Source organism: Telluria antibiotica (assembly GCF_011682055.1).
In the GTDB taxonomy this organism is placed as follows: Bacteria; Pseudomonadota; Gammaproteobacteria; order Burkholderiales; family Burkholderiaceae_D; genus Telluria; species Telluria antibiotica.
This window is the reverse complement of record NZ_JAAQOM010000014.1, coordinates 12,541-32,425: the sequence shown is the minus strand read 5'-3', so window position 1 is coordinate 32,425 and position 19,885 is coordinate 12,541. Positions and strand designations below refer to the sequence as shown.

The window sequence follows — 19,885 nt, the reverse complement described above, 5'->3', positions numbered from 1 at the left end:
TGCGTAGTCAGTTGGTTGCGGCCTGCGCGACCGCTGCGGTTGAAGAGGGTGCCGTGGACAGATGGTCGATCAGCGCGGTGGCGAGGGCTTGCTGCACGTCGGCCAGCGGCACATCGACGCCCATCGTTTTCATGTCGACCGTGGCGAGGCCGGAATAGCCGCACGGATTGATCCAGGTGAACGGCGACAGGTCCATCGCCACGTTCAGCGAGACGCCGTGGTACGTGCAGCCGTTGCCGCGCACCTTCAGGCCCAGCGCGGCGATCTTCGCACCCTTGCGCGGACCGTCGGCGATGTAGATGCCGGGCGCGCCCTCGACGCGTTCACCCGCGAGATTATACGCCGCCAGCACATCGATCACGGCCTGCTCGATCTTGTGGACGAACTGGCGGGCGTACAACTTGCCGCCCGGCTTGTTGCGGCGCAGGTCCATCAGCAGGTAGATCACGACCTGGCCGGGGCCGTGGTACGTGACTTCGCCGCCGCGGTCCGTCTGGACGACGGGCACCTCGTGCGCGCCGACGCTCAGCAGGTGGCCACGGTCGGCACCGAGGCCGAGCGTGAACACGGGCGGGTGCTCGACGATCCACAACTCGTCGGGCGTGTCGGGCGTGCGCGCATCCGTGAAGGCGCGCATCGCGGCAAAAACGGGTTCGTAGTCGGCGCGGCCAAGCTCACGGATAGCCGGCTGGTTCGCTTGCATGGATAGGGTCTTTGAAGGGATACCCCGTCATTATAAGCCAGCCTGATGGCCGGCGCTGTAACCCCAAAGTTACAGAACGATCTTGACCATCGGATGCGACGACAGCTCGCGGTACAGGTTGTCGAGCATTTCTCGGCTGGTGGCGCGCACGATCACCGTCAGGCCCGTGTAGGCGCCCTTCGCGGACGGCCGCACTTCCATCTTGCCTTCATGGAAAGTCGGATCGTGGATCGTGACGACTTCGATGATGGTCGCAGCGAAATCGTCGTGCGTCGGGCCCATGACCTTGATCGGGAAATCGCTCGGGTATTCGATGAGGGAATCTTTCGGGTCCATGGCCACTCCTTTTCTAAAACCGCATTGTAGCCGGGGCTCAACGATCCTGCTGCTGCCGGCGTCCCCGTTCGTCCGCGTGCTGGCGGCGCTCTTCCGGCGCCCTGGCGGCCGGTGCGGGGGCCGCGGCAGGCACCGGGCGCGGCGCCACCGCCACGGGCGGCGCGGCCATCTGCACGGGCGGCGGCGCCGGGCGCTCGATGCGCGCCTCCGTCCGTTCGATCCGGGGCTCCGGCCGTTCGAAGCGCGGGCGTTCGACGCGCTGCTGCGGCATCGGTTGCGGCATCGCCTGCTGCGGCGCCGTCATCATCGGTTGCGGCTGGGCCGGCTGCGCTGCCTGGATCGGCTGCACGGATTGTGCCGGCTGGCGGTTGCGGCGCCATTCGTCCATTTGCTCGCGGCGCTCGTCGCGGCGGTCGTCGCGGTCGATGCGGTCGCGCCGCCAGCCGCCGGGCACGCCCGCAGGTGGCTGCGCCTGCGGTTGCTGGATCACGGGGCTGGCCGTCGTCAGCGGTTGCGGCGACTGGTGCGGCGTGGGGCTCGTCACCGTGCTCAAGGGTTGTTGCGGCAAGTGCGGGGTCGGGCTCGTCACGGTGCTCAGCGGTTGCTGCGGCAGGCGCGGCGTCGGACTGGTGACGGGCAGGCCCTGCACCTGCATCACCGGCGGCGCCGTCAGCACCTGGGCCTGCTGACGCTGGCGCAGGAAGCCATCGCGCGCGCGGTCGGCGCGGTCGGTCTCAATCCGGCGGTCGTGACCGTCCTGGCGGGCGATGCCGACGGGGCCGCGGTTGCCGTCCCGATCACGGTTGATCCAACCGGGCCGCGCCGGCGGCGCACCGGCCGCGACGTTCTGCGCCAGCACGGGCGGCGCCGTCACGATCGCCGCCTGCGCCACGGGAACGCGGCCCGGGTGCCCGAAACGGTCCTGCGGGACCACCGTCAGGCCTTGCGGGCGGTAGCCGTGCGTGTGCTGCGGATTGTCGCGCGCGTATTCGTTCAGCCAGCGCCGGTGATTGTCCGGCGCGTTCCAGGTCGGCACGAAGCGGTCGTGCGGCGACAGGGGATACCAGCCCGTGGCGGGCCGGCGGCCGCTGTCGCGGAACACGAGGTTCCAGCCGTCGCCGCCGACCCAGCCGACGAGCGCCGGCGCCCACACGAGGTGCTCGTGCCGGCGGCCCGGTACCCAGGCCCAACGGTTGCGCACGCAGACCCAGCGGCCGTAGTGGAACGGCGCATAGCCCCACGGCGCATTGTCGACCCACGTCCAGCCCCACGGCTCCAGCCACGTCCAGCTGCCGTCGCGGTACGGCACCCACGTGCTCGACACGGCCGGGTACCACAGCGGACCGTATTCCAGATCCTCGCGCCAGTTGCCGTAGCGGTCGAGGTCTTCGTAGCCCGTCATTTCGCTCGTCACATAGCGGACGGACGCAGCGTTGTCGGCATAGCGGTCGCGCGTGGCGGACCACGCGTCGAACTCGTCACGCGCGGCCGCGAGCGTGCGCACGTCGTCGTCGCCCAGTTCAGCGCGGCGGCCGGCGCGCAAGGTCAGCTGCGATGTGCCGTCCTCGACGAGCGCGGCGCCGTCGAACACGGTGACGGCGCTCGTGTCACGCACGCGCTCGGCGTCCACGCGCACGCGGCCCGGCTGCGTCAGGCGCACTCTGGCCTGCGGCGTTTCCAGTTCGAAGCCGGCCACGACGTCCGGATTCAGCACGCGCACGCTGGCGCTGCCGTAGTGCAGGCGCAGGCGCAGCGCGTCGTCGTCCATCTGCAGCACTTCGAGCGAAGAGTCGCCGTCGAGGCGGATCGACGTCGAACCGACGCGCAATTCCGTGCGGCTGCCGACCGCCGTGCTGATCGTGTTGCCGGACGTGACGGGCCAGTTGACCTGGGCCGCCGTCATCTCGGCGCCGACGTCGCTGCCGATGGCGACCTGGCCCTGGGCCAGCGCGACGCGGCCCACGCGCGCGGGCGGATCGGCCGCCACGGCGAGCGCAGTCAGGGAGGAAAAAGCGAGGAGGACGGCGGCTTTCGCGGCGCGGTTCGGCATGATGTCTCCAGGGCGGGAGTAAACGTATGTTTTTTATCTGTGGACGCGGACGGATTGCGTCTCCTGCATTACAACGCACGAACGTGCGCCACGACGACAGGAATTACAAATGGTTGCCAAATGTGGCCGCGCGCCGGCTCAGGCGTGGCTGCGCTTGACGAAGAAGAGCAAGGTGCCGATAACCATGAGCACTGCGCCGAAGAAGCGGTTCTGCATCTTCACGGCGCGCGCGTCGCGGAACCAGCGCTGCATCGACGACGCCAGCAGCGCGTAGCCGTGCATGACGGTCGTGTCGATGGACACCATCGTCACGCCGAGGATTGCCAGCTGCGGCAGCACGGGCGCGTCCTGCGCGATGAATTGCGGCAGCACGGCGACCATGAAGATGATGCCTTTCGGATTCGTCGCGTTCGTGAGGAAGCCGGTCAGCACGCGGCGGCCGAACGTCGGGTGCGGGGCCAGGCCTGCCGTCGAGATACTTGATGCCTGCGCTTTCGAGCGCCACTGGCTGATGCCGAGCCAGATGAGGTATAGCGCGCCGACGACCTTGACGACGGTGAATGCGGTCTCGGACGCGAGCAGCAGCGAGCCGACGCCTGCGCCAGCGATCACCAGCACGAGCACGAGGCCCAGCTGCAGTCCCAGCACGGTGGCGCTGGCCTTCCTGACGCCGTAGGCGAGGCCGTGCGACATCGACAGGATGGCGCCGGAACCGGGCGAAACGGCGATCAGCGTGCCCGCGATGACGAAGGCGATCCAGGTGGCGAAGCTCATGAAGTCGGGAAAGGAACGCGGGCATGGCGCACGGCCCCGGCGATTGCCGGACGGCCGCGGCCAGCCGCGGGTACTGCTTACTTCTTCTTCGGGTTGACGGCGGCCTTCAGGGTCGCACCGGCAGCGAAGCGCGGGGTCTTCGATGCGGCGATCTTGATGACTTCGCCGGTTGCCGGGTTGCGACCCTTGCGGGCAGCGCGCTTGGTGACCGAGAACGTGCCGAAGCCGGTGATACCCACCGTGTCGCCTTTTTTCAGACGCTCGGTGATGATGTCGATGATGGTGTTCACTGCGTCGTTCGCAGCGGCGCCCGACATCTCGGTACGCTTCGCAAATTCAGCGATCAGTTCGCCTTTTTTCATAAATCCTCCGGGTTGAAAGAGCCGGAAGATTAGCATAATTAATTGCTCCGTGTAATCTTCTTACACGTCATACACCCTGTACTGGCGGGGTCTATGCGATTTTGCCACTCAAGCCGCGGCCGGATTGGCGTCGCCGCTGGTCAGACGCAGGCGCAATGCGGCGTTGATCAGCGTCTGGTAACCGGTGCCGGTGCGCTCCGCGCGCGAGCGGAATTCGTCCAGCACCTCGTCGTCGAGGTAGATGGTGATGCGGGTCTTGCGCTTCGGCGGACGGGCACGGCGGCGTGGAACGGTCGGCAGATCGAGGTTAGGATTCATGGGCATCTCCTTCAGGTCGGCAAGGCTGCTGCACCGCAGCCAATGTTGTCACTATACGTATCGAACGACATCGTCTGTACGGGAAAGCGACGAGATGCAGATTTTCGGGTTTGAAACGCAGAAAACGCGCCTGAACCGTGTGCCGTGGCGCGCCGCCGGCCTCGGTTAAGATGTGGCCATCTTGATATCGAGGAACCGACTATGGCTGCAGGAAGTTTATTGGCGCTCATCGACGACATCGCCAGCGTGCTCGACGACGTCGCCCTGATGAGCAAGGTGGCCGCGAAGAAGACGGCCGGCGTGCTGGGCGACGACCTGGCCCTCAACGCCCAGCAGGTGACGGGCGTGAACGCCGACCGCGAACTGCCCGTCGTGTGGGCGGTGGCGCTGGGCTCGCTGCGTAACAAGGCGATCCTCGTGCCGGCCGCGCTCGCCATCTCCGCCTTCCTGCCGCAAGCCATCACGCCGATGCTGATGCTGGGCGGCGCCTACCTGTGCTTCGAAGGCTTCGAAAAAGTGGCGCACAAGCTGCTGCACAGCGCCGCCGAGGATGCGGCGCACGAGGAGGAACTGGCGACGGCGCTGGCGACGAATGCGGACATGCTCGCGGTCGAGCAGGACAAGATCAAGGGCGCCATCCGCACCGACTTCATTCTGTCGGCGGAAATCATCGTGATCGCGCTGGGCGTCGTCAACGAACAGGGCGCGTCGTTCGGCGCGCAGGTGGCCGCCCTCGTCGCGGTGGCCATCGCGATGACGGTCGGCGTCTACGGCATCGTGGCGGGCATCGTCAAGATCGACGACCTCGGGTTGTACCTGAGCCGCCGGGGCGGCAGCGCCACGCGCGCCGTCGGCAACCTGCTGCTGGCGGCCGCGCCGCGCCTGATGAAGGCGCTGTCCGTGATCGGCACGGTGGCCATGTTCATGGTCGGCGGCGGCATCATCGGGCACGCGTTCGAACCGCTGCACCACCTGGCGACACAAGCCGCCGCGCTGGTGGCCGGCGTCCCCGTCGCGGGCCGGCTGCTGGCGGCCGTCGCACCCAGCGTCGTCGATGCCGTCGCCGGCGTCGTCGTCGGCGCCGCCGTGCTGCTCGTCGTGACCCTCGTGCAAAAGGTGCGCGGCAAATAGTCGAGCGGTCCGTCGTGGTGCACCGATGCACTGCGCATGCGCGACTGTTGCATCCTTACATCTATGCCCCCTGATTGAATTGACACCGATATCACGCACCCCGCACTATCAAGACGAGCTTGCTTTGCGACAATGCTACCTGGATCACATAGTGACCAGGATCAGGACCACGTGTACCGAGAATAAGGATCAAGACATGCAACATCGATTTGTGCCGGAAAAAACCATATTGGCTCTCTCCATCGCCGCCGTGTTCGCCGGCGGCCCCGCCCTGGCCCTTGCGCAGGACGCCGCGGGCGCCGCGACCGTCGTCGTGACCGGCACCCGCGTAGCCAACCGCACCGCGCTCGACACGGCCTCGCCGGTCGACATCATCTCGGCCGACACCCTGAAGACCACGGGCTCGACCGAACTGAACCAGGCCCTGTCGGTGGCACTGCCGTCGCTGAACTTCCCGCGTCCCGCGCTGACGGACGGCACCGACACGATTCGCCCGGCCACCTTGCGCGGCATGGCGCCGGACCAGAGCCTCGTGCTCGTGAACTCGAAGCGCCGCCACGCGTCGTCGCTCGTGAACCTGAACGGCTCGATCGGCCGCGGCTCGGCCGCCGTCGACCTGAACACGATCCCGTCGGCGATCGTCAAGAACATCGAAGTGCTGCGCGACGGCGCGGCCGCGCAGTACGGCTCGGACGCGATCTCGGGCGTCGTCAACGTCCGCCTGCGCACCGACCGCTCGGGCGGCGAAGGCACGATCACGTACGGCGCCCACGTCACCGAATACGACCTGCTGAACGCGGCCCCGCCGGCCGGCGCCACGTGGGCCGGTCCGAATTCGCGCAAGCGCACGGACGGCCAGACGACCACCGTAAGCGCCTGGAAAGGCCTGCCGCTGGGCGAATCGGGCTTCATCACCATCGCGGCCGAGTACAAGAACCAGGAACACACGGAGCGCAGCGGCTACGACATGCGCCAGCAGTACGCGAAGGTGAACGGCGCGTACGACCCGCGCGAACTGACCATCAACCGCTTCGACGCCTGGTACGGCGACCCGGAGATGCAGCAGAAGACCGTATTCGTCAACGCGGGCGACAACATCACGCCCGACGTCAAGGTGTACGGCTGGAGCAGCTACCAGCTGCGCGACGCGCGCTCGGCCGGCTACTTCCGCCCGCCGCAGGACTCGCGCAACGTGCAAAGCATCTACCCGGACGGCTTCCTGCCGATCATCGCGCCGACCGTGGAAGACTTCAGCGCCGCCGGCGGCGTCTCCTGGAGCATCGGCGAGTGGGACATGGACACGTCGCTCGTGTACGGCCAGAACGGCATGAACTACGACATCAAGAACACGCTGAACGCGTCGATCGGCCCGACCAGCAAGACGACGTTCGATGCGGGCGGCTATTCGTACAACCAGCTCGTGTACAACCTGACGGGCGTGCGCAAGTTCGACGTGGGCGGCCTCGCGTCGCCGCTGAACGTGGCGGTCGGCACCGAGGCGCGCCGCGAAGGCTACGCGCTGCACGCGGGCGAGCCGGATTCGTGGCGCAACGGCGGCGTGATCCTGCCGAGCGGCGTCCCGGCGGCATCGGGCGCGCAGGTGTTCCCGGGCTTCCGTCCGGCCAACGCGTCGAACAAGTCGCGCACCGCGATCGGCGTGTTCGTCGACGTCGAGGCGAACGTCACCGACAAGCTGCTCGCATCGGCAGCCGTCCGCGAAGAGCACTACAACGACTTCGGCAGCAACCTGTCGGGCAAGCTGTCCGGCCGCTACGACTTCACGAAGAACTTCGCCCTGCGCGGCGCCGTGCAGAACGGGTTCCGTGCGCCGTCGCTGCAGCAGCAGAGCTTCACGTCGACGTCGACCAACTTCATCAACGGCGTCCCCTACGAGATCACGACGTTCACGCCAACCGACCCGGTCGCCGTCGCGCTGGGCGCCAAGCCTTTGAAGGCCGAGAAATCGACCAACTACTCGTTCGGCGCCGTGATGCGCTTCGCCCCCGTCAGCCTGACGATCGATGCCTACCGCATCAACGTGCGTGACCGCATCGTGCTGTCGGAGAACCTGACGTCGGTCGCGGTACGCAACTACATCGTGTCGCAAGGCTTCACGGGCATCGGCGGCGGCCGCTTCTTCATCAACGGCGTCGACACGAACACGAAGGGCGTCGACATCGTGGCGAGCATGCCGTGGAACGCGGGCGCCGCGGGCCACTTCGACTTCACCCTGGCCGGCAACTTCAACCGCACGGAAGTGACGAAGGTGCCGACCACCGCCCAGCTGGCCGCACTGAACCCGGCGCCCGTGCTGTTCGGCCACGTGAACGTGCTGACGATGGAACAAGGCCAGCCGAAGAGCAAGATCACGGCAAGCGCCAACTGGAAGCTGGCTCAATGGGGCGTGACCGCGCGCGCGACGCGCTACGGCAAGGTCCTGTCGCCGAACACGCCGCCGGTCCCCGACTTCGAACTGGCCGCGCAGACGGTCGTCGACCTGGAAGCCCGCTATGCGCTGACCCGCCAGATGACCCTGGCCTTCGGTGCGGACAACCTGTTCGACAGATACTCGGAAACGCTGCCGCCGGCGCTGAACACGACGAGCAACACGCCGTTCTCGAACTACACGCCGTTCGGCAACAATGGCCGCTTTGTGTATGCGCGGGCGTCGTACAGCTTCTAAACATGCTTGACTGAACGACGGCGTATCGCGACACTGCGGTACGCCGTTTTTCTTTTGGGAGCCGCGCCATGACGATCACGATCACCGCATTCGAACGCTCGCCCGACGGCGGCAAGGGTCTCGCGCGCGACACGCGCGTGCGCTGGGCGCTGGAGGAAGCGGGCCTGCCCTACGACGTCCGCCTCGTGTCGTTCCGCGCGATGAAGGAACCCGCGCACCTCGCGCTGCACCCGTTCGGCCAGATCCCCACGTACGAGGAGGACGGCCTCGTGCTGTTCGAGACGGGCGCGATCGTGCTGTACATCGCGCAGCGCCACGGCGGCCTCCTGCCGGAAGACGCCAACGCGCGGGCGCGCGCCGTCGCGTGGATGTTCGCCGCCGTCAACACGGTCGAGCCGCCCATTCTGGAACTGGTCACCGCGCGCATCTTCGAAGGCGACAAGCCGTGGAGCAAGGAGCGCCTCCCGCTCGTCGAGGAGCGCGTGCGCGACCGCCTGCGCCAGTTGTCGGCGCACCTGGGCGATGCGGAGTGGCTCGACGGCCCGTTCAGCGCGGGCGACCTCATGATGGTATCGGTGCTGCTGCGGACCAGGCCGTCCGGCATCCTCGACGAGTTTCCGACACTGGCCGCCTACGTCGCGCGCGGCGAGGCGCGTCCCGCGTACCAGCGCGCGTTCGCGGCGCAGCTCGCGGTCAACGCACCGCCCGCCCATCCCTGACGCCGTCCGTGCGCCGCCCCTGGGCGCGTTGCGGCGACAATGGCGTCCCGTCCCGCGCGGACGGCCGACCAACCGACGGAGGAGCGATGCGGGCTTACCAGATCCTGCCCGGCGAGGGTATCGACGGGCTGCAATGCGTGGATTTTCCCGAGCGTGAACTGGGCACCGGCGAAGTGCGCGTGCGCGTGCACGCCGTCTCGCTGAACTACCGCGACCTGATGGTCGCCGGCGGCAACTACCTCGTCACCGTCGACGACCCGATCATCCCGTGCTCGGACGGCGCCGGCGAGGTCGTCGCGACGGGCGCCGGCGTCACGCGCGTGCAGCCCGGCGATCGCGTCGTCGCGTCATTCTTTCCCTACTGGCGCGACGGCCCCACGGGACCGGACAAGACCCGCCACGCGCTCGGCGGCGACATCGACGGCATGCTGGCGGAGGACGTCGTGCTGGACGAGGACGCGCTCGTGCCCATCCCCGCCGGCATGAGCTACATCGACGCCGCCACCCTGCCCTGCGCGGGCGTCACGGCATGGAACGCCATCTTCGAATCCGCCAGCGCCATCCGCCCTGGCGACACGGTGCTGCTGCTGGGGACCGGGGGCGTGAGCATCCTCGGCCTGCAGCTGGCCAGGGCCGCGGGCCTGGACACGATCATCACGTCGTCCAGCGACACCAAGCTGCAGCGCGCGCAAGGCCTGGGCGCGCGCCACGTCATCAACTACCGCACGACGCCGGAATGGCAGGAGGAAGTGCTGCGCGCCACGGGCGGCACGGGCGCGCACGTCGTGCTGGAAGTGGGCGGCCAGGGGACGGTGAACCGGTCGATCGCGTCCGCCGCGATGGGCGGCAGCATCGCCATCATCGGCGGCGTGAGCGGCTTCGGCGGCGAGGTCAACCCGGCCACCCTGCTGGCCAGCGCCAAGCGCCTCGTGGGCATCTTCGTGGGCAGCCGCGCGATGCTGGAAAAAGTCGTGCGCTTCGCCGACATCACCGGGCTGCAGCCCATCGTCGACCGCGTGTTTACGTTCGACCAGGCGCGCGAGGCGTACCAGTACATGGCGTCCGGGTCGCATTTCGGCAAAGTGGTGATCGCCGTGACGTCGTGACGAACGCCGGCACGGGCACGATGCCGTAGGGTGGGCGGCCCCCGCCCACGCGGACGCCGACATCACGCGAACGTCACGCGTGGGCACGGCGTGCCCACCCTACGAGTAGCGCGTGCCCGCCGCGTTTCACCGTTTTTCGATCGGCACCAGCTCGATCTCGAACAGCTTCGGCCACAGCTTCCCCGTCACGTACAGGCGATGCTGCCTGGGTTCGTACGCGATGCCGTTCAACACGGCGTCCGGGTCCGGCGTGCCGCGCTGGCCGGCCGGCAGCAGGCCCGTGAGGTCGATCCAGCCGACCACGTTGCCGCTGTCCGGGTCGATGCGCGCGATGACGTCCGTGCCCCACACGTTCGCGAAGATCTGGCCGTCGACGACTTCCAGCTCGTTGAGCCGGGCGATCGGCTTGCCCTCGGCCGTCACCGTGATGCGACGCTCCTCGTCGAGCGTCTTCGGGTCGAGCACGCGGATCTCGGCCGAGCCGTCGCTCATGTACACGTGGTGCGCGTCGCTGGCCAGGCCCCAGCCTTCGCCCTTGTAGTTGAAGCGGCCCTTCAATGCGAACGTCTTCGCGTCGAAGAGGAAACCGACGTTCGACTGCCACGTCAGGCCGACGATGGTGTCGCCCACGGCCGTCGAGCCTTCGCCGAAGTACTCGTCCGCCAGGTCCTTCTTCTGCATGACCTTGCCCGTCTTGAGGTCGACCTTGCGCAGGGACGACGTACCTTTGCGGCCCGTAGTCTCGTACAGTTGGCCGTCCCTGAAGAACAGGCCTTGCGTGAAGGCTTGCGGGTCGTGCGGGTACGTGTGCTTGACGAGGAAGCCGTACACGGGAATGGCGGCCTGCGCGGCGCCCGCGACTGTGACGGAAGCGGCGGCGAGCGCCACGGAAGCGAAGATGTTCATGTGACTCCACGGATCGATGGCCGGACGACCCCGGCGGTACGAGATGGTAACGCAGCCGGGCCGCCCCGGTTGACCTCGCGCCCAAGTTTTGCCCGGACGGGCGCCAGCCGGTGGTAAGCTGGCACCCTCACCGTCCGTACCCGCTGCCATGCACCGCCAGACCGCCGCTTATTTACACCTGCCGCCCGACGCCGACCTGCCCGACCTGGGCAACCGCCCGCCGTTCCTCGCCATCGTGCTCGCCGAGGACGACGTGGCCGAGATGTGGCTGTGGGACGTGGCGCGCTGGCTCGTCGCATCCGGCGCCCGCTACGTGCAGGCGTGGGGCAAGGATGCCGACGCGTGGACCGAGGCCGTCGACGACGCCGCGCTGGAAGCCGTCGACTACGACGACGCCCCGGACGAGCGCCGCGTGCTGGTCACGTCGCACGCGCCCGACGACGAGGACATCGACGAGGTGTTCTGGTTCGCCAAGCACCGCGCCGCGCATCCCGTGCTGCCGCTGGACGCGGTGCTCATCGTGCACGTCGCGGACGCGCCGCGCAAGGAACCGATCGAGGCCGCGTACACGGACGCCTGACGCGTTCAGGCCTGGCGCGGCGTCCCGTCGTTCTGCGCCAGTTCCTCGCCGAGCAGGCGCACCAGTTCCCCCGCCGGCAGCTCGCGCGCGAGCGGAAAACCCTGGCCGGCCCAGTTCACCGTGAAGTCGCTGTTGCCCGCTTTCGTGGCGGCTGCGTTCAGCGCCTTCACCGCATCGTAGGCGATCGGATAATCGGGCAGCGGCGGATGGCCGGGCGCGCCGATCTCGCTGAACAGGCGGTTCACGAGGCCGCGCGCGGGCCGGCCCGACACGACGTCCGTTACAGCCGTCATGACACCTTCCCCGGCCTGCATCAGGACGCGGTGGTGCTTCGTTGCCGACGATTCCGGGCACAGGATGAACGCGGTGCCCATTTGCGCGGCGCTCGCGCCCAGGCGCATCGCGGCGGCGACGCCGGCCCCGTTCATGACGCCACCGGCCGCGATCACGGGGATGCGCACGGCGTTCGCGACGAGCTCCGTCAGCGCGAACGTGCCGATGGCCGGGTCGCCGCGCTCCGGATCGAACAGCCCGCGGTGGCCACCGGCCTCGTAGCCCTGCGCGACGACGGCATCGATGCCGGCCGCCTCCACCTGGCGCGCTTCCGCCACCGACGTCGCGCTGGCCAGCAGCACGATGCCGGCATCCTTCAGCGCCTCGATGCGGCGCGCGTCCGGCAGGCCGAAGTGGAAGCTGACGACGGCCGGACGGGCTTCCAGGATCACCTCGAGCATGTCGTCGTCGTCGACGAAGCTCTTGTAGATTTCGCGCAGCGTGGCCGGCGGCTGCGCGCCGTTCGTCGCGAAGTGCGGCGCGAGGTAGTCGAGCCAGGCCGTTTCGCGCGCGGCGTCGGCTGCGGCCGGGCGGTGGCAGAACACGTTGGCGTTGAACGGCCGGTCCGTCAGGCGGCGCACGTCGGCAATGGCGGCGCGGCCTTGCTGCGCGTCGCCGGCGCCGACGGAGATCGAGCCGAGCGCGCCTGCCTCCGACACGGCCGCGGCCAGCGCCGCCGTCGACACGCCGGCCATCGGGGCCTGGATGATGGGGAGATCGATGCGCAGCAGGGAGAGCAAATCCGGTTTCATGGTGGACTCCAGGACGGTCGCGATTCCTGCGAGTATAGCGCCGCCCGCGCCGGCATGCTTGCGGCCGCACCCTGAAACGATATAAACCGTTTATGGGCGCGGCCGCGTCGTCGTCATTCGCCATTTTGCGTTAGCATGCACGCTGCCTGCCCGCGTCCGGCGGGCGTGTGATTTATCGTTCGGAAACAAAAAGGACATCATGGACAGTATCGACCTCGAAGTGCTGCACGCCTGCGACCAGTGGCTGCGCGCCGGCTGGCGCTGCGAGTACGTCACCGTCGTGCGCACGTGGGGCTCGAGCCCGCGCCCGGAAGGCGCCACGATGGCGATCCGCGCGGACGGCGTCGTCGTCGGCTCGGTCTCGGGCGGCTGCATCGAGGACGACCTGATCGCCGCCGCGCGCGAACAAGGCATCGTACGTACGGCGCCGGAAGTCGTCACCTACGGGATCTCGGCCGACGAGGCGCACCGCTTCGGCCTGCCCTGCGGCGGCACGATCCAGCTCGTCGTCGAGCCGCTGGGCCCGCACAGCCGCATCGAGGAATTGCTCGCGCTGGCGCAGCGCCGCGTGCTCACGCGGCGCACGCTCGATCTCGCGAGCGGCGCCGTCGACCTGGCGCAAGGCCGGGCCGATGAGCGGCTGTGCATGGACGGCGCGACGCTCGTCACCATCCACGGCCCGCGCCTGCGGCTGCTGATCATCGGCGCCGGCCAGCTGTCGCAATTCCTCGCGCAGGTCGCCGTCGGCCTCGAATACCAGGTGACCGTGTGCGACCCGAGGGAAGAATACCGCGCCAGCTGGAACCTGCCGGGTGTCGACGTCGTGCACGCGATGCCGGACGACCTCGTGCTGGACATGAAGCTGGACGGCCGCAGCGCCGTCGTCGCCCTCACCCACGACCCCAAGCTGGACGACCTCGCGCTGATGGAAGCCCTGAAGACGGACGCGTTCTACATCGGCGCCATCGGCTCGCGCGCCAACAACGCGCGGCGGCGCGAGCGCCTGCGCGAGTTCGACCTGACGGCCGACCAGATCGCCAGGCTGCACGGCCCCATCGGCCTGTACATCGGCAGCAAGACGCCGTATGAGATCGCGATCTCCATCCTCGCCGAACTCACGGCCGTGAAGAACGGCGTCGCGCTGCCCGCGCAGATGTCGGTCGAACAGGGCAAGGCACTGGCGGCCTAGCCCTCGGCCAGCAGCAGCGCGGCCAGCACGAGCATCGTCGTGCCCGTGAACGCTTCCACGGCGCGCCACACAACCGGCCGCGCCAGCACGAACGCGCAGCGGCGCGCACCGAGGCCCAGCACGGAAAACCACAGCAGCGACGCCGTCATCGCGCCGGCGGCGAACGAGGCGCGGTGGCCGGCCGCGAGGCTGCTGCCGACCGCGCCCAGCAGCACGACCGTGTCCAGGTAGACGTGGGGATTGAGCAGCGACATCGCCAGCACGATGCCCAGCGCGCGCGCCGCGCTCGACGCGGCCTGGCCGGCGGCCGCCTGTGGCGCGGACGCCCCGCGCCAGCTGCTCAGGAGGCAGCGCACACCGTACCACAGCAGGAACGCGGCGCCGCCCCAGCGCGCCGCGAGCAGCAGCACGGGCGAATGCTCGATCAGCGCGCCGAAGCCGGACATGCCCAGCGCGATCAGCGCGACGTCGATGAAGACGCAGCAAGCGACCGTCAGCACGACGTGCCGGCCGGCGACTCCGGTGCGGATCACGTGCGCGTTCTGGGCGCCGATCGGCATGATCAGGCTCGCGCCCATGCCGAGGCCTTGCAGGAAGATGGGTTGTGAAAACATGGTGCCTCCTTTGTGATTGCGGAGCAGCATGCCTGCCGGGCGCGGCTACATCAATTATATTAATGAATTCTAAGGTTGATTAAATCGGGCTAATCCATGAACATCGATCCGCGCCGCAGCGAGGCGTTCGTCGCCGCCGTCGACAGCGGCAGCCTGGAGCAGGCGGCCGCGCGCCTGAACGTGACGCCGTCCGCCATCTCGCAGCGCATCGCCGCGCTGGAACACGACCTGGGCACGCCGCTGCTCGTGCGCGCCCGCCCGTGCCGGCCGACGGCCCCGGGCATGCGGCTGCTGCAATTCCTGCGCCGGCGCGCGCTGCTGGAAGACGAATTCTTCGCCGAGCAGCACAGCGATCCGGGCCCCGTGCGCGTGGCGCTGGCCGTCAACAACGACACCCTCGCCACGTGGCTGCTGCCCGTGCTGGCGCCCGTGCTGATCGCGGAGGGGCTGCTCGTGGAATTCGTCACGGGCGACCAGCGGCACACGTTCACGCTGCTGGAACAGGGACTCGCGCTCGCGTGCGTATCCGGCGAATCGGAGCCGATGCGCGGCTGCGCCGTCAGCGCGCTCGGCACGATGCGCTACCGGATGGTGGCGGCGCCGTCGTTCGCCGCGCGCTGGTTCCCCGGCGGGATCACGAGGGAGGCCGCCCGGCGCGCGCCCGTGATGGTCTTCGACCGCAACGACCGCCTGCAGACCGCGTTCCTGCTGCAGCACTTCGGCCTGCCGGAAAGCGCGTACCCGTTTCATTACGTCCCGTCCAGCGACCCGTACGTGCAGGCGATCCGGCTGGGCCTCGGCTACGGCCTGCTGCCGCTGGAACAGTGCGCGGACATGCTCGCCAGCGGCGCGCTCGTCGACCTCACGCCGCACCTGCACGTGGACGTGGCGCTGTACTGGCACGCGTGGCGCATTCAGCCGCCGCGGCTGGAGCGCATGGGTGCGGCGCTCGTGAAGGGCGCGCGTGCCGTGCTGCTGCCGCCGCCGTCCTGAGCGACGGGCAGCCACTGCGCCACGCCCCAGCAGAATTCCGGCACGAGGAACAGCCACAGCAGCGGCGCGCCGCTGGCAGCCAGCGCCCATGCCATCCAGGTCGAAAACAGGAAGCGGCCGACGCCGTCGTAGCGGCCCAGCGCCACGCTGGGTGCTGCGAGGCGCAATACGGACCACACGAGCACGATGCTGCCCATCAGGCAGGCGAACAGCACGTGGAACGGGCCGAACGCGGGCAGCGCGGCGCCGCCGAGGGATTCGTTCACGGCGGACAGCCGGGCGTGCGCGACGGCGAACGTCCAGGGTGTGGCGAACGGTGCCGTCAGCAGCAGGTCGTAGGCGGCGCTGGCGCGCACGAGGGTCAGGAAGGCGGAACGGCGCATGGGAACTCCCGAAAATGAATGTTCCGGCAATCATGAACCCTGGAGTACATTCCAAGGTCAAGCCCTTATTGTTGTCGACATCGCATGCAGATCGGAGAACTCGCCACCGCCACCGGCCTCAGCCGGGACACCCTGCGCTTCTACGAGAAACGCGGCCTGCTGCTGTCGCGCCGGCTCGCCAACGGCTACCGCGACTATCCGCCGGAAGCCGTGCAATGGCTGTGCTACCTGCGCGCGGCGCAGGCGCTCGGCTTCACCTTGGCCGAGATCGAGACCGGCCTGCCGCTGCTGGACGACCCCGCGGCGGCCGCGCCGCAACTGCGCGAGGCGTTGCTGCGCAAGCTGGACGACATCGACGCGCGCGTCGCTGCGCTGTCCGCGCTACGGTCCGACCTCGCCCGCGAGTTGGACCGCCCGGAATTTGGCTGCCCCGTCCTCACAGCCGTGTAGGATTTTGTTACAGGAAACTGTCAGCCACGGTGCACGGGCCGACGTTAACTGCACAGGCGCCGACGCAAGGCGCACGACCATCGATGGAGCAATCATGAAACGCCTGCTTGCCGCCGCCGCCGTGCTGGCAACCTTCACCCACGCCGCCTTTGCCGGCGAACTGACCCTGTTCTCGGACAGCAATTTCCGCGGTCAACGCGTCACGATCGATCGCGACGCGACGAACCTTGCCGACTTCGGCTTCAACGACCGCGCGTCGAGCGTCGTCGTCCGCTCCGGCACGTGGCTGTTGTGCGAGCACGCCAACTTCGGCGGCCGCTGCGCCGAATTCGGTCCGGGCGAATACCGCGAGCTGCCGGGTTTCAACGACGCCATCTCGTCGGCCCGACAGATTGACCGCGGCCAGGGCCGCTGGCGCGATCGCGACCGTGACGGCTGGCGCGACCACGACCGCGACGAGTGGCGCGACCGTGACCGCAACGGCTGGCGCGACGACGACCGCGGCGGCTGGGGCAACCGCGGCGGCGCCGACGTGATGATGTTCGCCGGCCCCGGCTTCGAAGGGCCGCAAGTCCAGCTGTCGCAGGACGTGCGCTCGATGAGCGACGTGGGCTTCAACGACCGCGCCAGTTCGATGATCATCCGCGAGGGCCGCTGGGAATTCTGCGAGCACGCCGACTTCCGCGGCGAATGCATCGTGCTGGGCCCGGGCCGCTACGAGTTTCTCGAGTGGATGAACAACCGCATCTCGTCGATGCGCCGCGTCCGCTGAAATTCGGGGTCAGAGCACAAATTCGGGGTCAGGGCACCGGTTCGAGCAATGCCCCCGCAGCATATCGGCGCAAGGTTGTCGCCGTGATTGATGACGCCAGCCCGTGCGCGGGCCGGTGGCCCCACGCTGTTTTGCACAGGAGCCATTGATCGGAAATCTGCTCTGACCCCGAATCGTCCGAACAATGTGCTCTGACCCCGAAGTTACTGACCCCGAAGTTAAGTCAGCAGCGCCACGCCCTTGATCTGGGCCCACAGCTGCTGGCCCGGCGCGATGCCCAGTTCGCGGCGCGAGCGGGCCGTGATGCGCGCCAGCAGGGGTGATTCTCCGATCCGCAGTTGCACGAGCACGTGACCGGGCGTGTCGGTGGCGGCGACGGCCGTCACCACGGCCGGCAGGCGGTTCACGATGCTGCTGCCATGCGGCCGTTCCAGCGCCAGGCTGACGTCGCGTGCGTGGATGCGGCAGCGCAGGCGCGTACCGACGGCTTCGCGGCGCCGGCCCACCAGCAGCGCCCCGCCCGCGAATTCCAGCCGCGACAAAGCGTCTTCCTCGTGACCGGCCAACGTCGTCTCCAGCACGACACCCGCATCGTCGGCGAAGGCGGGCGGCAGGTCCACGCGCGCCAGCGTGTCCGTCAGCGGTCCGCTGGCCACGGCCTTGCCGTCGTCCAGCAGCACGAGGTGGTCGGCCAGGCGCGCGACTTCGTCCGGAGCATGGCTCACGTAGACGATCGGGACCGCCAATTCCTCGTGCATCCGTTCCAGGTACGGCAGGATCTCCTGCTTGCGGCGCAGGTCCAGCGCGGCCAGCGGTTCGTCCATCAGCAGCATGCGCGGCGACGCGAGCAGGGCGCGCGCGATCGCCACGCGCTGGCGCTCGCCACCCGACAGGCCGTCCGGCCGCCGGTCCAGCAAGCCTTCGATGCCCAGTAACGCCGTCACGGGTTCCGGCGCGAAGCGGCGCGCGTGCGCGGGCACGCGCTTGCGGCCGAACGCCAGGTTGCCACGCACGGACAGGTGCGGGAACAGGCTCGCTTCCTGAAACACGTAGCCGAGCGCGCGTTCGTGCACGGGCACGAACACGCCGCGCGCATCGTCCTGCCAGACCTCGCCACCCAACGCGACGTAGCCGCCGGGCGCCCGCTCCAGGCCGGCGATGGCGCGCAGAATCGTCGTCTTGCCCGAGCCGGAGTGGCCGAACAGCGCGGTGATGCCGCGCTGCGGCAGGTCGAGGTCGACGTCAAGTTGAAACGCGCCGCGGTCCAGCGCCAAGCGCACGCGCAATCCGTCCGTCATCGGCGCCGTCCTTTCATCGCCTGCGGATTGAGGGTGTACAGCGCCAACAGCACGACGAAGCTGAAGGCCAGCATGCCGCCCGCGAGCCAATGCGCCTGCGCGTATTCGAGCGCTTCCACGTGGTCGTAGATCTGCACGGACACGACCCGCGTCTTGTCCGGGATATTCCCGCCGATCATCAGCACGACACCGAATTCGCCGACCGTGTGCGCGAACCCGAGCACGGCGCCGGACAGGAAACCGGGCCGCGCGAGCGGCACCGCAACGGACCAGAACGCGTCCCACGGGCTCGCGCGCAACGTGGCCGCCACTTCCAGCGGCCGCGGGCCGATCGCCTCGAACGCGTTCTGCAGCGGCTGCACGACGAACGGCAGCGAATAACATACGGACGCCAGCACGAGGCCCCCGAACGAAAACGGCAGCAGGCCGATGCCGAGCGCCTCCGTGAGCCGGCCAACAGGACCATGGGGCCCGAGCAGCAGCAGCAAATAGAAACCGATGACGGTGGGCGGCAGCACGAGGGGCAGGGCGACGATGGCCCCGACCGCGTGGCGCAGGCGCGAGCGCGTGCGCGCGAGCCACCACGCGATCGGGGTGCCGACGACGAGCAGCAGCGCGGTCACGACGGTGGCCAGTTCCAGCGTCAGCCGGACGGCCGCGAGGTCGGCGGCGTCGAGCGTCACAGCGCGTAGCCGTACGAGCGGATGATGTCCTTCGCCTTGTCCGACTTCAGGTAGTCTTCCAACGCCTTCGCGGCCGGATTGGTGGCGCCTTTAGCGAGGATCACGGCGTCCTGGCGGATCGGCGCGTGCAGGTTGTCGGGCACGATCCAGCCCGAGCCCGAGGTGAATTTGCCGTCGCGATAGACCTGCGACAGCGCGACGAAGCCGAGCGGCGCATTGCCCGTGCCGACGAACTGGTACGCCTGGGAGATGTTCTCGCCCTGCACGAGCCTGCCCTGCACGCGCTCATACACGCGCAGCTTGTGCAAGGTCTCGACGGCGGCCGCGCCGTAGGGGGCCGTCTTCGGATTCGCGATCGCCAGGTGCGCGAAATCGCCCGTTTTCAACACCTGGCCCTGGCCGTCGACATAGCCGTCCTGCGCGGACCACAGCACGAGCTTGCCCGTTGCGTACGTGAAGCGCGTGCCCGGCACGGTGCGGTGTTCCACCTCGAGTTTCGCCGGCGTCTCGTCGTCGGCCGCGAGCAGCACCTCGAACGGCGCGCCGTTGACGATCTGCGCGTAGAACTGGCCGGTGGCGCCGAACGCGAGCACGGCCTTGTGACCCGTGTCGCGCTCGAACGCGGCCGCGATCTTCTGCATCGGCGCCGTGAAGTTGGCGGCCACGGCCACCTGCACGTCGTTCGCCTGGGCCGCACCCCAGGTCACCAGCGCCAGCAGGCCGGCAAGTTGCTTCATCTTCGACTCCTTT

22 protein-coding genes are annotated in these 19,885 nt (G+C 68.7%); 9 read left to right on the top strand and 13 right to left on the bottom strand.

All coding sequences use genetic code 11. The features are described 5' to 3' along the window. Window positions 1–7: 7 nt before the first annotated feature. From lipB to HAV22_RS21625, 6 genes are all read right to left on the bottom strand, one after another. Window positions 8–703 carry a lipoyl(octanoyl) transferase LipB gene (lipB, locus tag HAV22_RS21650; RefSeq protein WP_166861847.1) on the bottom strand — a complete coding sequence of 232 codons (696 nt, stop codon included), beginning with the start codon at window positions 701–703 and terminating at the stop codon, window positions 8–10. A gap of 69 nt (window positions 704–772) precedes the next feature. Then, entirely contained in the window at window positions 773–1,039 is a 267-nt protein-coding gene (locus tag HAV22_RS21645; protein WP_166861846.1) for a DUF493 family protein, read from the bottom strand. 37 nt (window positions 1,040–1,076) lie between these two features. After that, a complete protein-coding gene (locus HAV22_RS21640) occupies window positions 1,077–3,089 on the bottom strand; it encodes a DUF6600 domain-containing protein (RefSeq protein ID WP_166861845.1) in 2,013 nt (670 codons plus the stop codon). A 138-nt stretch (window positions 3,090–3,227) separates the two neighbouring features. Beyond that, a complete protein-coding gene (locus HAV22_RS21635; protein WP_166861844.1) occupies window positions 3,228–3,863 on the bottom strand; it encodes a LysE family transporter in 636 nt (211 codons plus the stop codon). A 77-nt stretch (window positions 3,864–3,940) separates the two neighbouring features. Then, on the bottom strand, window positions 3,941–4,225 hold the full coding sequence (locus HAV22_RS21630) for an HU family DNA-binding protein (RefSeq protein ID WP_036239618.1): 285 nt from the start codon (window positions 4,223–4,225) through the stop codon (window positions 3,941–3,943). Between the two features lie 108 nt (window positions 4,226–4,333). Then, entirely contained in the window at window positions 4,334–4,543 is a 210-nt protein-coding gene (locus tag HAV22_RS21625) for a BrnA antitoxin family protein (protein ID WP_166861843.1), read from the bottom strand. A gap of 201 nt (window positions 4,544–4,744) precedes the next feature. On the opposite strand from HAV22_RS21625, the gene HAV22_RS21620 reads away from it, so the two are divergent. The 4 genes from HAV22_RS21620 to HAV22_RS21605 all read left to right on the top strand — a co-directional run bounded on the left by HAV22_RS21620 (window position 4,745) and on the right by HAV22_RS21605 (window position 10,182). Next, window positions 4,745–5,674, top strand: a complete 930-nt coding sequence (locus tag HAV22_RS21620) for a DUF808 domain-containing protein (RefSeq protein WP_166861842.1) — start codon at window positions 4,745–4,747, stop codon at window positions 5,672–5,674. Between the two features lie 196 nt (window positions 5,675–5,870). Further along, window positions 5,871–8,357: a TonB-dependent receptor plug domain-containing protein gene (locus tag HAV22_RS21615; protein WP_166861841.1), complete on the top strand. Its 2,487-nt coding sequence runs from the start codon at window positions 5,871–5,873 to the stop codon at window positions 8,355–8,357. 68 nt (window positions 8,358–8,425) lie between these two features. Then, on the top strand, window positions 8,426–9,076 hold the full coding sequence (locus tag HAV22_RS21610; RefSeq protein ID WP_166861840.1) for a glutathione S-transferase family protein: 651 nt from the start codon (window positions 8,426–8,428) through the stop codon (window positions 9,074–9,076). A gap of 86 nt (window positions 9,077–9,162) precedes the next feature. After that, window positions 9,163–10,182, top strand: a complete 1,020-nt coding sequence (locus HAV22_RS21605; RefSeq protein ID WP_166861839.1) for a zinc-dependent alcohol dehydrogenase family protein — start codon at window positions 9,163–9,165, stop codon at window positions 10,180–10,182. Between the two features lie 126 nt (window positions 10,183–10,308). Here the strand turns inward: HAV22_RS21605 and HAV22_RS21600 are convergent, their stop codons facing one another. Next, a complete protein-coding gene (locus HAV22_RS21600) occupies window positions 10,309–11,088 on the bottom strand; it encodes a glutaminyl-peptide cyclotransferase (protein ID WP_166861838.1) in 780 nt (259 codons plus the stop codon). Between the two features lie 148 nt (window positions 11,089–11,236). Here HAV22_RS21600 and HAV22_RS21595 point away from each other — a divergent pair, with 148 nt between their 5' ends. Continuing rightward, window positions 11,237–11,668 (top strand): DUF7684 family protein, encoded by a 432-nt coding sequence (locus HAV22_RS21595; protein WP_166861837.1) that lies wholly within the window; start codon window positions 11,237–11,239, stop codon window positions 11,666–11,668. Between the two features lie 5 nt (window positions 11,669–11,673). Here HAV22_RS21595 and HAV22_RS21590 read toward each other — a convergent pair whose 3' ends face one another. Further along, a complete protein-coding gene (locus HAV22_RS21590) occupies window positions 11,674–12,753 on the bottom strand; it encodes an NAD(P)H-dependent flavin oxidoreductase (RefSeq protein WP_166861836.1) in 1,080 nt (359 codons plus the stop codon). A gap of 199 nt (window positions 12,754–12,952) precedes the next feature. Between HAV22_RS21590 and HAV22_RS21585 the strand changes: the two genes are divergently transcribed. Further along, window positions 12,953–13,942 carry an XdhC family protein gene (locus HAV22_RS21585; RefSeq protein ID WP_166861835.1) on the top strand — a complete coding sequence of 330 codons (990 nt, stop codon included), beginning with the start codon at window positions 12,953–12,955 and terminating at the stop codon, window positions 13,940–13,942. Here HAV22_RS21585 and HAV22_RS21580 read toward each other — a convergent pair. Then, window positions 13,939–14,556: a LysE/ArgO family amino acid transporter gene (locus tag HAV22_RS21580; RefSeq protein WP_166861834.1), complete on the bottom strand. Its 618-nt coding sequence runs from the start codon at window positions 14,554–14,556 to the stop codon at window positions 13,939–13,941. The two genes, HAV22_RS21585 and HAV22_RS21580, sit on opposite strands and share 4 nt — an antisense overlap. A 96-nt stretch (window positions 14,557–14,652) precedes the next feature. On the opposite strand from HAV22_RS21580, the gene HAV22_RS21575 reads away from it, so the two are divergent. Further along, complete coding sequence (locus HAV22_RS21575; protein WP_166861833.1) at window positions 14,653–15,549, top strand: LysR family transcriptional regulator ArgP; 897 nt, start codon at window positions 14,653–14,655, stop codon at window positions 15,547–15,549. On the opposite strand, the gene HAV22_RS21570 is transcribed toward HAV22_RS21575, so the two are convergent. Then, window positions 15,471–15,932, bottom strand: coding sequence for a hypothetical protein (locus tag HAV22_RS21570; protein ID WP_166861832.1), 462 nt, complete (start codon window positions 15,930–15,932; stop codon window positions 15,471–15,473). The two genes, HAV22_RS21575 and HAV22_RS21570, sit on opposite strands and share 79 nt — an antisense overlap. Window positions 15,933–16,016: 84 nt before the next feature. On the opposite strand from HAV22_RS21570, the gene HAV22_RS21565 reads away from it, so the two are divergent. Together HAV22_RS21565 and HAV22_RS21560 are read left to right on the top strand one after the other, a co-directional pair. After that, window positions 16,017–16,382 carry a MerR family transcriptional regulator gene (locus tag HAV22_RS21565; RefSeq protein ID WP_166861831.1) on the top strand — a complete coding sequence of 122 codons (366 nt, stop codon included), beginning with the start codon at window positions 16,017–16,019 and terminating at the stop codon, window positions 16,380–16,382. A gap of 94 nt (window positions 16,383–16,476) precedes the next feature. Continuing rightward, window positions 16,477–17,154: a beta/gamma-crystallin gene (locus tag HAV22_RS21560; protein ID WP_166861830.1), complete on the top strand. Its 678-nt coding sequence runs from the start codon at window positions 16,477–16,479 to the stop codon at window positions 17,152–17,154. Between the two features lie 218 nt (window positions 17,155–17,372). On the opposite strand, the gene modC is transcribed toward HAV22_RS21560, so the two are convergent. From modC to modA, 3 genes are read right to left on the bottom strand one after another with little or no spacing between them, the layout of a single operon-like run. Continuing rightward, the gene (gene modC / locus HAV22_RS21555) at window positions 17,373–18,452 is read right to left on the bottom strand and encodes a molybdenum ABC transporter ATP-binding protein (RefSeq protein WP_166861829.1); all 1,080 of its coding nucleotides are present in this window, start codon (window positions 18,450–18,452) and stop codon (window positions 17,373–17,375) included. Then, window positions 18,449–19,135 carry a molybdate ABC transporter permease subunit gene (gene modB / locus HAV22_RS21550; protein WP_166861828.1) on the bottom strand — a complete coding sequence of 229 codons (687 nt, stop codon included), beginning with the start codon at window positions 19,133–19,135 and terminating at the stop codon, window positions 18,449–18,451. The genes modC and modB overlap by 4 nt, the downstream gene beginning before the upstream one ends. Next, entirely contained in the window at window positions 19,132–19,872 is a 741-nt protein-coding gene (gene modA / locus HAV22_RS21545) for a molybdate ABC transporter substrate-binding protein (RefSeq protein ID WP_166861827.1), read from the bottom strand. Before modA ends, modB begins: the two co-directional genes overlap by 4 nt. Window positions 19,873–19,885: the final 13 nt, after the last annotated feature.

Coding starts and splice junctions, on each gene's coding strand:
- HAV22_RS21620 (WP_166861842.1), top strand. CDS start 4,745: ATGGCTGCAGGAAGTTTATTGGCGCTCATCGACGACATCGCCAGCGTG.
- HAV22_RS21630 (WP_036239618.1), bottom strand. CDS start 4,225: ATGAAAAAAGGCGAACTGATCGCTGAATTTGCGAAGCGTACCGAGATG.
- HAV22_RS21610 (WP_166861840.1), top strand. CDS start 8,426: ATGACGATCACGATCACCGCATTCGAACGCTCGCCCGACGGCGGCAAG.
- modC (WP_166861829.1), bottom strand. CDS start 18,452: ATGACGGACGGATTGCGCGTGCGCTTGGCGCTGGACCGCGGCGCGTTT.
- HAV22_RS21580 (WP_166861834.1), bottom strand. CDS start 14,556: ATGTTTTCACAACCCATCTTCCTGCAAGGCCTCGGCATGGGCGCGAGC.
- HAV22_RS21635 (WP_166861844.1), bottom strand. CDS start 3,863: ATGAGCTTCGCCACCTGGATCGCCTTCGTCATCGCGGGCACGCTGATC.
- HAV22_RS21600 (WP_166861838.1), bottom strand. CDS start 11,088: ATGAACATCTTCGCTTCCGTGGCGCTCGCCGCCGCTTCCGTCACAGTC.
- HAV22_RS21605 (WP_166861839.1), top strand. CDS start 9,163: ATGCGGGCTTACCAGATCCTGCCCGGCGAGGGTATCGACGGGCTGCAA.
- HAV22_RS21560 (WP_166861830.1), top strand. CDS start 16,477: ATGAAACGCCTGCTTGCCGCCGCCGCCGTGCTGGCAACCTTCACCCAC.
- HAV22_RS21640 (WP_166861845.1), bottom strand. CDS start 3,089: ATGCCGAACCGCGCCGCGAAAGCCGCCGTCCTCCTCGCTTTTTCCTCC.
- HAV22_RS21585 (WP_166861835.1), top strand. CDS start 12,953: ATGGACAGTATCGACCTCGAAGTGCTGCACGCCTGCGACCAGTGGCTG.
- HAV22_RS21565 (WP_166861831.1), top strand. CDS start 16,017: ATGCAGATCGGAGAACTCGCCACCGCCACCGGCCTCAGCCGGGACACC.
- HAV22_RS21645 (WP_166861846.1), bottom strand. CDS start 1,039: ATGGACCCGAAAGATTCCCTCATCGAATACCCGAGCGATTTCCCGATC.
- HAV22_RS21590 (WP_166861836.1), bottom strand. CDS start 12,753: ATGAAACCGGATTTGCTCTCCCTGCTGCGCATCGATCTCCCCATCATC.
- lipB (WP_166861847.1), bottom strand. CDS start 703: ATGCAAGCGAACCAGCCGGCTATCCGTGAGCTTGGCCGCGCCGACTAC.
- modA (WP_166861827.1), bottom strand. CDS start 19,872: ATGAAGCAACTTGCCGGCCTGCTGGCGCTGGTGACCTGGGGTGCGGCC.
- HAV22_RS21595 (WP_166861837.1), top strand. CDS start 11,237: ATGCACCGCCAGACCGCCGCTTATTTACACCTGCCGCCCGACGCCGAC.
- HAV22_RS21570 (WP_166861832.1), bottom strand. CDS start 15,932: ATGCGCCGTTCCGCCTTCCTGACCCTCGTGCGCGCCAGCGCCGCCTAC.
- HAV22_RS21575 (WP_166861833.1), top strand. CDS start 14,653: ATGAACATCGATCCGCGCCGCAGCGAGGCGTTCGTCGCCGCCGTCGAC.
- HAV22_RS21625 (WP_166861843.1), bottom strand. CDS start 4,543: ATGAATCCTAACCTCGATCTGCCGACCGTTCCACGCCGCCGTGCCCGT.
- HAV22_RS21615 (WP_166861841.1), top strand. CDS start 5,871: ATGCAACATCGATTTGTGCCGGAAAAAACCATATTGGCTCTCTCCATC.